10 protein-coding genes are annotated in these 14075 nt (G+C 45.7%); 5 read left to right on the plus strand and 5 right to left on the minus strand.

Annotated features, from left to right (window positions below; all coding sequences use genetic code 11):
* The first annotated feature begins 35 nt into the window (after window positions 1–35).
* The 3 genes from dnaN (at window position 36) to IEV19_RS02450 (ending at window position 2953) form a co-directional block, all read left to right on the plus strand.
* Window positions 36–1154, plus strand: a complete 1119-nt coding sequence (gene dnaN, locus IEV19_RS02440) for a DNA polymerase III subunit beta (RefSeq protein WP_188369113.1) — start codon at window positions 36–38, stop codon at window positions 1152–1154.
* Window positions 1155–1318: 164 nt separating this feature from the next.
* Window positions 1319–1939 carry a hypothetical protein gene (locus tag IEV19_RS02445; protein WP_188369114.1) on the plus strand — a complete coding sequence of 207 codons (621 nt, stop codon included), beginning with the start codon at window positions 1319–1321 and terminating at the stop codon, window positions 1937–1939.
* A 357-nt stretch (window positions 1940–2296) separates the two neighbouring features.
* Window positions 2297–2953: a DUF8692 domain-containing protein gene (locus tag IEV19_RS02450; RefSeq protein WP_188369115.1), complete on the plus strand. Its 657-nt coding sequence runs from the start codon at window positions 2297–2299 to the stop codon at window positions 2951–2953.
* Here the strand turns inward: IEV19_RS02450 and IEV19_RS02455 are convergent.
* From IEV19_RS02455 to IEV19_RS02475, 5 genes are all read right to left on the minus strand, one after another.
* Entirely contained in the window at window positions 2919–3611 is a 693-nt protein-coding gene (locus tag IEV19_RS02455) for an HAD family hydrolase (RefSeq protein ID WP_188369116.1), read from the minus strand. The two genes, IEV19_RS02450 and IEV19_RS02455, sit on opposite strands and share 35 nt — an antisense overlap.
* Complete coding sequence (locus IEV19_RS02460) at window positions 3598–4575, minus strand: ATP-grasp domain-containing protein (RefSeq protein WP_188369117.1); 978 nt, start codon at window positions 4573–4575, stop codon at window positions 3598–3600. Before IEV19_RS02460 ends, IEV19_RS02455 begins: the two co-directional genes overlap by 14 nt.
* A 14-nt stretch (window positions 4576–4589) precedes the next feature.
* Window positions 4590–5609, minus strand: coding sequence for a glycosyltransferase (locus tag IEV19_RS02465; protein WP_188369118.1), 1020 nt, complete (start codon window positions 5607–5609; stop codon window positions 4590–4592).
* 1 nt (window position 5610) lies between these two features.
* Window positions 5611–6408, minus strand: a complete 798-nt coding sequence (locus tag IEV19_RS02470; RefSeq protein ID WP_188369119.1) for a glycosyltransferase family A protein — start codon at window positions 6406–6408, stop codon at window positions 5611–5613.
* Window positions 6409–6553: 145 nt separating this feature from the next.
* Window positions 6554–6913: a DUF4870 domain-containing protein gene (locus IEV19_RS02475; RefSeq protein ID WP_188369120.1), complete on the minus strand. Its 360-nt coding sequence runs from the start codon at window positions 6911–6913 to the stop codon at window positions 6554–6556.
* Window positions 6914–7024: 111 nt separating this feature from the next.
* Between IEV19_RS02475 and mnmE the strand changes: the two genes are divergently transcribed.
* On the plus strand, window positions 7025–8422 hold the full coding sequence (gene mnmE / locus IEV19_RS02480; protein ID WP_188369121.1) for a tRNA uridine-5-carboxymethylaminomethyl(34) synthesis GTPase MnmE: 1398 nt from the start codon (window positions 7025–7027) through the stop codon (window positions 8420–8422).
* A 125-nt stretch (window positions 8423–8547) separates the two neighbouring features.
* Window positions 8548–13923 (plus strand): invasin domain 3-containing protein, encoded by a 5376-nt coding sequence (locus IEV19_RS02485; protein WP_188369122.1) that lies wholly within the window; start codon window positions 8548–8550, stop codon window positions 13921–13923.
* Window positions 13924–14075 lie beyond the last annotated feature (152 nt).

The following is a 14075-nucleotide window of genomic DNA, read 5'->3' on the forward strand; positions in this document are numbered from 1 at the left end:
AATCCGACTCAATTAACGAACTAAACAAAAGACTTGTGAAATTCATCGTTTCAAGTACATATCTTTTAAAGCAATTGCAGGTGTTAGGCGGGGTCATCAACAGCAGTAACACCCTGCCCATCCTTGACAATTTCCTTTTTGATTTAAAAAAGAAACAGCTCACTGTATCAGCCTCCGATCTGGAAACCACCATGAGTGCTGAACTCGAAGTAGAATCAGATAATGAGGGCGTGATAGCAGTCCCAGCCCGGTTGCTGTTGGATACGCTTAAGACCTTTCCCGAACAACCCCTGACCTTTGTGGTGGAAGACAACAACACGGTAGAGATCAGCTCAAGTTACGGGAAATACGCCCTGGCTTATGCAGATGGTGCCGAATTTCCGAAGGCTGTGGAGCTCGGTAATCCCAGTTCCACAACTGTAATGGGTGATATTCTGGCCACGGCAATTACAAAGACCATATTTGCAGCCGGCAATGATGATCTCAGACCGGTGATGAGTGGAGTATTCTTCCAGTTTTCCTCTGAGAACCTAACCTTCGTCGCCACCGATGCGCATAAGCTGGTCAAGTACAAACGAACGGATGTCAAAGCTTCGGAGGTAGCAGAATTTATCATGCCTAAGAAACCCCTTAACCTGTTAAAGGGTATCCTGGCAGGAAGCGAGGAAGAAGTGAAGATCGAATACAACGACAGCAATGCCAAGTTCAGTTTTGACAATGTAGAACTTATTTGCAGACTGATAGATGGGAAGTACCCTAATTACGAAGCGGTCATCCCGAAAGAGAATCCGAATAAACTCATTATATCCAGGAACCATTTCCTGAGTTCTGTACGCCGTGTATCCATTTTCTCAAACAGGACCACCCACCAGATCCGCCTCAGGATCGCAGGTGCCGAGCTCAATATCTCTGCCGAGGATATCGACTACAGCAACAAAGCCGAAGAGCGTCTCACCTGTTCTTACCAGGGCGATGATATGCAGATCGGTTTTAACTCCCGTTTTCTCGTGGAAATGTTGGGTAACCTTTCTTCGGAGGAAGTGTCCCTGGAACTCAGCCTGCCCAACCGCGCCGGGATTCTTACCCCGGTCGATGGCCTGGATGAAGGGGAGCATGTGACCATGCTGGTGATGCCGGTGATGTTGAATAATTAGGATAACGTTCTATCCTTTAAACTAATTGAACCCAATTAAGCGGGCTCACCCCTATCTATACATTTTATCCCATTTATCCGCCTTTTATCGAGGATCAGGACTAATTGAATATTCCCGAGCGTTTCCTATGAGTCTATATTGACTCTTAGCCCAAATCTACCTAAATGATGAAAAAAGTAACCCTTAGCCTGTTGGGATTGTTATTAGTGCTTTCCTGTCAGGTCGATGAATTGGACCAAAGCGGGGATGACCTCAACGCCGTCTATTCCAGAACCGATAAAAAGAACCCAAAGGACGAAAAGGAATTAATTTCTATATGTCATAAGCTAAACATCGGTAACGACTGGAAATTCATCACCCTCCATCTGCCCGAAAATGCCATTCGCGCACATTTAAACCACGGAGACTCCTTGGGAGAATGTCCTGAAAATGACTCGGATGTAGATAATGGATTTAATGATTGCAATTGCAGCGGAAATGTCACCCGACTCGACCTGCGGTACAATGGAGCCAGGGATGCCGTGATTAGCGTCAGGGGTGTAACAGGAAACAAAGTACTTTACAAGGAACAACTTCGTCCTGGAGACATGTTTACCCTCCACGGTTTTGAAAAGGACGGTACGATGGGTGCCGAGATTCATCTTTCAGTGGATGGCAAACAAAATGCCGTCATTGATACCAGTTGTACCGAACCGAACATACTGGGATATACCTATAGCGACTTTACTGTAGAAGGGGGTGCAAGCCTCAATGGGGGAGAGTTTTGCCAGGGGTTGGTGATGTGACATTACTTTAGAATTACAATTGATAAAAAATCCAATCTTTAAAGATTGGATTTTTTGCTTAGGGTTTAATTGACACAAGGAATGGTCAAAAAATATTTCTGAGATTTTTGTTTTCTAATCTATTTTAGCAACTTTGATATTGAAAGAGGAGTATGAGAAAGTCTTACCCTTTGAAATTATGGAGGTTGAAATACCGAATAGGATCAGCTTCAAATTCTTGGTTGTAATGATGTGAATCTACCCATCGAATGGGTATACGTGGAAATCAGCCTCTCAAACCGTGTGGTAATCCTAACTCCTGTGTACCGCCTACATAGAATGGTACATTATCCTGCCAGAGATGTTGAATAATTGATTATGAGGTTTCCCGATCTTAGAAAGGAGTATTCCATAAACGCATTACGAGGAGAGTATTTTATAGTAATCTGTGGTATAGTCCTATTACTGCTTTGTGGCTCTATTACTGTCTTCTTTGACGTCCCCTTCAATGTGATGTCTCGGGATCCCCTGGCAGTCATCGATACAGATCTGTTGCCTCATATCGGCATGCTATCTAATATCGGGGCCATCCTATGGAGTGTTGGAGCAGGTATCAGCTTTTTCAGCTATGTCGTTTTTTATGACATAAATGAGGTGACTAACCGGCACTTTCTTTTATACTCCTGTCTCTTTACCTTATTGGTTCTGACTGATGATTTATTTATGCTTCACGATATCATTTTGCCGCAGTTTTTTCAGATTAAGGAGGATTATCTATACCTGTTATACCTGGCCTTGATGGGTATTTACCTGTTTAGATTCAGATCCCTTCACCTGAAGTCAAAATACATCTTATTAATCCTGGCCATCACTTGTTTTGCATTTTCCATATTTGTCGATCAACAATTTCAGGGAAGGTGGCATCCGGCCCGGCATTTTGTCGAAGACGGATTTAAATTCATGGGAATTGCGTTCTGGACCAGTTATCTCTTCAACATTTCTAGGACTTATGCCCTGAGGCAGAAGGAAATTTAATTATATCGAGAACGTCCTTTAAACTCGTCACAAAGTATTTCGGTGATTCCATTCTGTCTTTGTCAAAATTCTGAGGGTGTATATTTCTTTCATCTCCGACCAGACAGATGGTACCCCATCCCAGTAGATTGGGGGCAATGAAGTCCTTGCTCGTATTGTCACCAATGTACCAGTAATCACCGTCTCCGTATAGTTCTGTAAAGTGTAAAAAATTTCCTTTCTCCGGTTTTTCAGAGCCGAATTCCTCAGAAATGATTATCTCGTCGAAAAAATTATCCAGACCCAGTGACTTTATTTTATTTCGTTGCTGAAGAGATCTCCCATCTGTAATCAGACCTATTTTATAAGCGTGATTCTTAATGAATTTCAGAACGTAACTGGCATGTGAGGTAAGTGAAATGTCTGGCAAGTGTTCTCTATACCATGTCAGAAGATCCTGGACTCCCCTTTTCAATTGGAAATGCTCTATAGTATCCTGAAAAACCTCCGCACCCTTCTCGTACCTTCCCATCATATGCAAATAGATGGCGGTAAAATCCAGGTCATTTTCAGCAGCAAGTTTACGTGCGATCTCCATAAATGCAGAATATAAAAATTCGACCTCCGGATAAAGCGTATCATCCAGATCAAAAACGACAATAGTCCTATTTGAATTCATGAATCAGCAACTCACTGTCATACCTCAGCATCAGCAGATTTTCCTCCCAATCTTCAAAATACTCGATCTCCTGATTGAGAATGTATTCCTGTATGGCCCATTTAGGATAGTTTGCCCCTGCAAAATACGATAAGGGATATCCTCCGCCGAATCTTGCGTTGATCTCTACCCCTTTAATATCGGTGTCTGAACTTTTATGCGCGAAAAATTGTGCCGTCAGGCAACCCCTCGCTCCGGGGATGTGAGATAATTTATCTTTCACGAATTGGATTAGATGATTTTTTCTGGTCACACCCTTACTGCTTTCCCCGCTCCGTACTTCCAGCCTGATCCTTGGAACCACACATTTCAGTTCGCCTTCCCGTGAATAATAAAGGTCACAGGTATATTCTTCATAGTCTTGAGGGGAAATATATTCGAAGAATGCGAGTCGGGTGTCCTTTAAAAAATGTTCACAAAGAAAGGCCGGCTCCTTCACTACATAGTTATCCTTAGACGCGCTTCCATCTATGGGTTTTACATACAAAGGAAACTGATACGCGTCCTTGGTATAGATCTTTGGCGCATCGATACCCATCTCATCAAAGAAATTCGTAGTTACGATCTTACTGTCAAATATCTCAATGAGTTTCTGATCCGAAATAAGAATGTGAATACCCGCTTGTTGAAACACTTGTATATGCCTAGATAAAACCAGTAATTCAGGATCCAGCGTTGGGATCAATAATCCAATCTCATGTTCTTCACAAAGGTTGATTAAATAGGGAATAAAGTTTTTTTCCGTAATTCGTGGCGTTTGAAAAAAATCATTCGCCATCATGGATCCGGCAGAGAGCCCTGGATTAGAATCGGTAGCGAAAACCTTGGAGCCGGGTATCAATGCCTTTAATTCGAGCTCAAATGCCTTGATAAGGGTCACACGTCTCCCGGCAGAAGTAATTAATATATTAGTTTTGGTTGGCACAGTATTTTTTCTGGTCAGAAATTGAATCTCATGGACAGGCTTCGATATCCATAAAATACTAGACGTAAAAGATATTTATTATTGATTACAGGAACAAGGATTTTATAACTCAAAGCGGGGTAATCTTCACTGATAAAATTACGCAAGGGGTAGGCATCATACGCTTTTAATCGGTTCAAAATAGAAATAATCTCGTCATAGCTCATTTTAGATCTGAGGGCCCGGATAATTAAAAAGAATGAAAGAGACTCCTGTCTGATTTTTAATCTTTCAATGGTTTCTGCAGAACATGACCTGGCGAGATTTCCCAGAATTTCTGTGTGATAGACCGAAACCGCATGGACATTATCATGAATGACCTTGAGGTAGTGCTTTGTTTCTCTGTTGGTCATCGCTGAAAAGGGAACCCTCACATGGCGGTGAACATCTAAATTCGTTTTTAAAATTCGCTTAGCCTTTAAAAGGATCTGCGCTGTAAGAATGGCGTCTTCCATCCACCGCCCTTCAATAAATCGAAGATCATTCCTGATTAGGAAATCCTTTTGTACCAGATACCACCAAATCTCATTTTTGAATTTGTACTTGGAGATATAGGTGTCTCCATCGATTATCTCCTCGTTTTTTACCTGCTCCCCGGAAATTTGAGAAGCTGACAGGTCATATTCCTTAACAGACTTTGAAGAAAACGTTAAAACTTCAGGACGGTTCTCCTGCAATAACAGGAGCAGCATGCGTAAAGTTCCATCTGCAATATAATCATCGGGGTCTAGGAAATAGACATAGGCTCCTTTAGCCAGACTTAGCCCTCTGTTTCTTGTTGCTCCCACTCCCATGTTGGGGTGCTGGTAATAACTCACAAAAGAATGTGCCTGCTCATATTGTTTGCAAAGTTCACCACTGGTATCAGTAGATCCATCGTTTAACAGGATAACTTCCCACTCCTCGTCTGATAAATTCTGCGCTGACAAACTACCCATGCAGTATGGCAGGTAGTTGGCCGAGTTATATATGGGAATAACCACGCTAAGAATCATACTAAGTCCTGTTTATTTTATACAGACCGTAATTCTTTCGGAAGGATCTTGTCAGCAACCTGGGGCGATATTTACGCAATTTCCTGATCAAGCTCTTAAAGTATTCTTTGCTGAACATTCTGTACTTGGCATTGTAAGCTTTTGCTTGTTGAACGGTCATCAAATGGTTTTCCCCGTTACCTATACTGTATACAACCGCAGGATAAGGAAATGGAAGCAGGTCTGCCTGATCCGTAATCCTTATTTTCTCATGATGGTAGTACTTCAATGGTTCTTCACTGATGAAGGCTTTGAGATACCGGGGTTTTACAATAATACTGCTCCCGCATAGGGTATGGAAATTTTGCAGATTTTGAAAAGCAATATTAGCAGATTCCCGGTAAATGTACCCCTGTTTCATATACCATCCGGGGACGTCCCGTCCGGAATTCAAGGTTCGTTCTACCAGATTTTTGTGAACACAATCATCAGAGTCCAGTACCATCACATATTCCGGATCAAATTTCATTGCGACTGAAAGTCCTTCGAGTATTTTTCGGGCCTTATCATCTTCGCGGGTTCTGTTTTTCTCCTCCGCAGATAATCCATCTAGAACGGGTGATGGAAAGGACACCTGATGAAATATGAGTTTGTCACTACTGTAATCCAGTGTAGGAATCTCATGGCATGAAATAATTACCTTGAAATTGGGATTGGTCTGTCCTACCACAGATCGCAGTGTTCTTTCCAAAAGTTTGGAGAACAGGGCCCAATCATTAGAAACTACTGAGCTTTTTACGGGGATTACAAATACAAACATGAGCTATTTTAGCGCTTAAATATTTTATGTAGTTAAGATCATTGATTAGCCATACGTTGTAAGAAATAATTCTGCAGGTTGGGTACCACAATAATAAAGAAAAACCATCAGTCACCTGATGGTTTTCGAACGAACTATGCTACTTCTAGATAAATCTAATCGTCATGAAATAACTAGGCCCTTCCCCATTGCTCGCCCTGACCGCATTGACGATGGGCAGCACGAAACCTAATATGATCACGCCGATAATTCCGAGGATGCCAAGGCCCAGGAGCAGGATGGCGGGGATGCTCAGGATAAAATACAGGATAAGGCTCAGTTGAAAATTGATGATCGCCTTCCCGTGCTCATCCATGCCCACCACTCTGTCTTTTGAAGTTAGCCATATAATGAGAGGTACGATGAGTCCCCCAAACCCAATGATATAGGATAACAACTGCGTTAGGTGGGTCACAACCAGCAATTGCCGGTCTTCCCTTAATGTAGTAGTGTTGATGACTTCCATGACTGTTGAATTGATGATTATATTTTATATGTCTGATTTTCTTTGAATTTGTTACATCTCTTATATTCCGGATACAACCCTCCTTTTCCCTATTTTTGCAAAAATTTCTCCGTGATCACACAGGATACCATAGTAGCACTAGCCACGGCCCCGGGAATGGGAGCCATCGCCGTGATTCGGGTATCCGGCCCGGAGGCTATTTTGAGAACCTCTGAAGTCTTTACGACCATAAGTGGTAAATCCCTGGAAAAAGCTTCAAGTCATACAGTACACCTGGGGTATATTAAAGATGGAGAACGGACGATAGATCAGGCTCTGGTCACCGTATTCAAGGGGCCCAATTCCTATACCGGTGAGAACGTGACAGAAATCTCATGCCACGGTTCCCCCTATATTCAGCAGGAGATCATTCAGTTGTTCCTAAGAAAAGGATGCCGAATGGCAGAAGCAGGTGAGTTCACTCTCCGTGCTTTCCTGAACGGCAAACTCGATCTGAGTCAGGCCGAGGCTGTGGCCGATCTGATCGCTTCTGAAAATTCGGCTTCCCACCAATTGGCTATGCAGCAGATGAGGGGTGGATTCAGCGATGAAATTTCCAAACTGAGGCAGGAACTCCTCAATTTTGCTTCTCTAATAGAACTGGAGCTCGACTTCTCAGAAGAGGATGTGGAGTTTGCAGATAAGAAGCAGTTCTCAGATTTACTGGATCGGATCCAATCGGTCTTTAAAAACCTCACCGATTCCTTTGCCCTTGGCAATGTGATCAAAACGGGAATCCCCATTGCCATCGTGGGAGAACCCAATGTAGGTAAATCGACCCTTCTTAACGCCCTTTTAAATGAGGAAAGGGCCATCGTGAGTCCTATCCCCGGAACCACCCGGGACACGATCGAAGACGAACTCGTGATCGGGGGCATCGGCTTTCGTTTCATAGATACGGCAGGAATCAGGGATACGGAGGACGTGGTAGAGTCTATTGGGATCCGAAAAACCCATGAGAAAATTGGAAAAGCCCGACTTGTCATCTATTTGGTCGATGCGGAAGAATTGCTCTCCTACCCTTCCAGAAAAGAAGAAATCCAGCAACAATTTACCCGACTTCGCGAACAGTATCCCTCAAAAGAATTATTGCTCGTTATCAATAAGGTGGATGCGCTCAATGAACCATCCTATTCAGAAATTGAGAAAAGTTTTCCTGAGGCCATGATGATCTCGGCAAAGGAAAACAAGGGTCTGGACGCCCTGAAAGACCAATTTCTGAGTTTGGTCAATACCGGGGCCCTCGCCTCGGGAGACACCATCATCTCCAATTCCCGTCACTTCAACGCCCTGGTCAAGGCCACCGAGGAGATCGCTAAGGTAAAGGAAGGCCTGGAGGCCGGTCTTTCAGGCGATCTGCTAGCCGTGGATATCCGACAGGCCCTATATCATCTAGGGGAGATCACCGGGGAGATCACTACAGACGATTTATTGGGAAATATTTTTGCCAACTTCTGCATCGGGAAGTAGGTAGTTTTGGTGTAATAAATCGACCTTCTTTTCGTTCTAACCGTGTATTTTATCGATTATTTCTCACGTTTTGTCGATGTATAATCTGACAAAGCGAAGAAGATCGGACCAAACCAAACTTAACCATGCTTATAAAAATACACCGGATCTGCCTTTTGGCATTCCTTTTTATCTCTGTTTATGGATCTGCGCAGGTACAGGTCACCGCCACAGCAGGAACGGCAAGTGGGAACTACCCTACCCTGAAATCTGCCTTCGACCAGATCAACAACGGTAACCACCGAGGGGATATCACCATTGAAATTACATCAGACCTCATCGAAACAAGCACGGCCACGCTTGACCACAGCGGATCGGGGCCCAGTAATTATTCAAGCATTCTAATCACTCCCTCCGGAGGTGCGACCAGGACCATTTCCGGGAATCTAGGGTCCAGCGGACTCATACACTTCAACGGGGCAGATAATGTGACCATTGATGGACTGAAAGCATCCGGCAATGCCCTAACCTTTAGAAACGACAATACGGGTGCCCCCACTATTCGTTTCTCCAGTACCAACAATGCCACCCAGGATAATATTATAGAAAACTGTACTGTTTTGGGTTCAAATACTTCCTCAAGCTCCGGAGTTATACAACTTCAATGGGCTAATTCCAACCAGATAATCAACAACGAGATAGGACCATCAGGATCCAACTACCCTACCAACCTCATTTATGCCGGTTATTACTATTACGGGGACAGTGACAACAATACAATCTCAGGCAATCATCTGTTCGACTACGGAAATCCCAATTCAACTCAGGCCGCCGCGGTATATGCCCAATATGCTATACATTGGTCCATCACGGACAACCGGATCTACCAGTCAACTCCCAAATCTTTCACTAATACCAATTTCAGGTTGTATTATGGGATCTATCTACGGGACGGGTCAGGACATCAGGTAAATAATAATATTATTGGATATGCTGACGCAAGTGCCAACGGCACCACAGATCTCAACTTCACGGGAGCCAATTCTTCTGTTGACATTTACCCTATCTTCCTGACCTCAGATGGTACCGACCCATCGACCATTGATGGAAATACCATATCCGGCTTTGCGGTCAATGGCAGTACAGAACATATCAACATCTATCCTATTTTTTATGAAGGTACCTACGGATCATCATACACGACGCTCCGGACCGCCTCTATCGCTAACAATATCATTGGCTCTGCCACCAACCCGAACGCTATAACATTGAGCACCACGGGATATATGAGGATCCGGGGGATCATGCTTGGAAATCCCGGCAGTTCCCTGAACTACCTGTACGATGTGGATATTACGGGGAATTCCATTGGAGGAATCAGCATCCCCACTACTGCCAGTCCGCTTGGGTATTTCAACGGTATCAGCACCAAGGGGTACCAGGGATCCACCGTGACCGTTAGCGGAAACACCATAGGATTTCCGGGAGCACCGGTGGAAATTGGGGATACCCCTACAGCCAATCAATTCAGCTATTCCGGGATCTATGTAGCCTATATGGGGTACGAACACGTGACCATTGACCAAAACCTGGTACAAAACCTGAGATCGTATTCCACGACCTACGATTCTAACGGGATCGAACTGTTCAAATACAACCCCTCTAATGCCTATACCATTACGGGCAATACCATCCGCGACCTGCAAGGTGAGGACGACCTGTCCGGGATAAGGTCGCAATACAACCCTTCTGGTAGTCTGTATTCAGGCAACACTGTTTATAATTTATCTTCTACCAAAAACGCCTACGGCCTATACCTGGGAGAAAAAAATTCCATAATCGAGAATAACATGGTCCACAGCCTGGTTACAACCAGTGGAACGGGGGCCGTCGCCGGGATCTATATGCGGTCTTACCAGTCGCCCGTAAATACCGTGAAAAATAATATTGTCAGTCTTGGGCAGGACGTGAACGGAACGCCATTAGAGAACGTCAATATTTATGGGATCTTTGATAATACCAACGGGGCGAGCAGCGATTACTATTTCAATACGGTTTCCATCCACGGGTCCGGGAGTACCGGCAACCTGAATTCCTACGCCTTTTACCGCCTTTACAGCAACTACAACTCCGTGGTAAAGAACAACATCTTTGCCAATTACAGGACCAACAACGGGGGAAGCGGCAAGCATTACGCTATCCGTTTGAGAAACAACATGTCCATGACTTTGGACCACAACCGATATCACGCAGCGAGCCCGGATGGCGTTTTAGCGGATTTCAACGGAACAGACCGGGCTACCCTGGCCGACTGGCAGGGGTCCACCGGACAGGACTCGAACAGCTCGGAAGGAGACCCTCAATTTGTTGAGGAGACCAGTATCGATCCTTTTGATTACTTCCCGGGAAGTGTTCAAGCGGGTGAGACCATAGCGGGTATATCCACTGACTTTAAAGGGGCTCTTAGAAATGATCCTCCTTCGGTGGGCGCAATCGAAGGACTGTATACGATAAACTCGACTATCACGGTAACTCCGGATACTTTGCCGGCAGATGGAAGCAGCACGGCTTTGGTACTTGTCCAGCTTATCGATGAAAACAACACTCCCCTGGCCACAGGAGGAGCGGTTGTGGATGTCACAGCTTCTCTGGGGACGCTCTCACCGGTTACTGATAACGGAGATGGCACCTATACGGCGACCCTTACGAGTCCGCTTACCACAGGGACTGCCACTCTTACCTTTACCGTCAATGGTTTTAAGGGAATGAACTCAGCATCCGCCACATTCACTGCAGGGTCCCCTGATACCGTTACTTCGACAATTACCGCAACCCCAATAAGCGTTCCGGCTGACGGACTTAGCACCTCAAGTATTTTGGTACAGCTATTTGACAGCAACAGCAATCCCATAACCTCAGGAGGGGAAACCGTGGTGGTCTCTTCTACCCTTGGGACCGTGAGCGCTGTGACCGACTTGGGCGATGGATCCTATTCGGCTGTTTTGACGAGCGATACCGTCGCTGGAATTGCAGAAGTATCATTCACTATAAATGGCGACACAGCTAATGCCTCTGCCCAGGTGGAATTCACGGCGGGTACCCCTGACCCAGCTACTGCAACCATTACGGCTAGTCCGACCAGCATCGTGGCGGATGGAATGAGTACTGCAAATATCTTGATCCAGCTTTTTGATACCCACAACAATCCAATCCTTTCCGGAGGGGAAACTGTGGTGGTTACCTCTACCCTGGAAAGCATAAGTGCGGTGACCGACCTGGGTGATGGCACCTATTCAGCCGTCCTAACCAGCGGCACAGCTACGGGTAATGCCGAACTCTCCTTTACCATCAACGGAGAGGCGGCTACGGCCACAACAACCGTGGAATTCACTGCAGGTGCTCCCGATCCCTCGACAGCCACCATTTCGGTCAGTCCGACCAACATCGTGGCAGATGGAATAAGTACTTCAAACATCCTGATTCAGCTCTTCGACAGCAACAACAACCCCATCTCATCCGGAGGGGAAACGATAGCGGTCTCATCAACGCTCGGGACCGTAAGCGATGTGACCGATCTGGGCAATGGTTCCTATTCGGCTGTCCTGACCAGCGGTACAGTAACGGGTAATGCCGAACTCTCCTTTACCATCATCGGAGATACGGCTACAGCCACAGCATCCGTGGAATTTACTGCAGGTGCTCCCGATACCTCGACAGCCACTATTTCTGCCAGTCCGACCAACATCGTGGCGGATGGAACGAGTACCTCCAATATCCTGATACAACTCTTTGACAGCAACGACAATCCCATCTCATCCGGAGGGGAAACGATAGCGGTCTCATCAACCCTCGGGACCGTAAGCGATGTGACCGACCTGGGCAATGGTTCCTATTCGGCTGTCCTGACCAGTGGAACGGTTGCAGGGTACGCCGAGGTGTCTTTTTCAATCAATGGGGACATGGCCACAGCCACCGCAGTAGTGGAATTCATCGCGGGAATACCCGATCCAATGACAGCTAATATCACAGCCAACCCGACCAGTATCACTGCTGATGGTACGAGTACCTCCAATATCCTGATACAACTCTTTGACAGCAACAACAATCCCATCTTATCAGGAGGTGAAAACGTAGTAGTCTCCTCTACCTTAGGGGCCATAAGCGATGTAACCGACCTGGGGGATGGCTCCTACTCAGCCGTACTGACCAGCGGTACAGTAACTGGAAATGCTGAAGTATCTTTTACCATTAATGGGGACCAGGCTACAGCTACAGAATCTGTGGAATTCACTGCGGGTGCTCCCGATCCGACTATGGCCGCGATCTCGGCAAGTCCGACCAGCATCATGGCGGACGGTGTCAGCACTTCTGATATCCTCATCCAACTCTTTGACAGTAATAACAATCCTATTACATCAGGCGGTGAAGCTATGTTAGTCTTCACTACACTTGGTTCCGTAAGTACTGTAACCGATTTAGGTAATGGTTCCTACTCGGCCGTCCTGACAAGCGGAACTGTTGCCGGCGATGCGATCCTTTCTTTTACAATCAATGGTATAAATTCAACCTCTACAGTCACAGTAACATTTACCCCTTACGACAGTGACGGGGACGGGATCCCGGATAGTGATGATAATTGTCCGGATAGCTTTAATCCAGCACAGGAAGACCTCGATGGGGACGGACTTGGGGACGGCTGTGATCCCGATATGGACGGGGACGGAGTACTGAATACAGAAGATGAGTGTCAGGCATCCGCACCAGGTGTGGCGGTAGATGCCCGGGGATGCGAAATCTTTACCCTACCGGTCTCTAACTATCAAATAGAAGTAGCCAGTCCATCCTGCACCCTGGAGGGCGATGGGGCTGTGGAGATCAGGGTTCAGGATACGCAATACACCTATGTGATCACGATATCGGGTAGAACACCTATTCAATTCGATGCCAGCCTTTCTTCTACCCTGCAGGTGAGCGGACTTACTACCGGCACCTACCAGGTCTGTATCGGTGTGATGAGCCAACCTAATTATGAAGAATGTTTTGAGATCACCATACAGGAGCGTTCGCCTTTGGATGTGAGCTACAGCATAGACAAAGACAGCCGGGAACTCTCATTGGACCTTAGTGGGGCCGATAACTATCGCATTCTTATCAATGGCGTGGAAGAGATCTCCACATCTAACCGATTCACTAAGATCCTGCCAAGCGGTTTACATCATGTAGAAGTTTTCACAGACTGGGACTGTCAGGGCAGGTTCGAGGCCAAAGTATTTGTCCCACTTCGAGTTACAGCCCACCCCAACCCTACCAGCGGACCCACCCAGGTCTATATTCCCGGAACGGATACCTCAGTGTCCATCTACGTATACAATCCTGAAGGAGTCATGGTTTCTGGTCGGTCGTACCAGATCTCAACTACGCGATATGTGGATTTGAATCTTGCAGGACTTGCAAGTGGGATCTATGTAGTCCATATCAGAAGCGCTTCTCTGAATCAGAATTTTAAGATCATAAAACAATAAGAATAAAATATTGGTTCTCAGGAACCGGCAACTCACCCCACACGTTTAACAAAACCCCGGAATATATCCGGGGTTTTTAGTTTGATAATAGAGCTGTGTAACCCTTGTCACATTGGCCGTGAACATGATAATTATCATAAAAATCCACTGGT

The sequence above is a fragment of the Muriicola marianensis genome (assembly GCF_014638095.1).
GTDB classification, from domain to species: Bacteria; Bacteroidota; Bacteroidia; order Flavobacteriales; family Flavobacteriaceae; genus Muriicola; species Muriicola marianensis.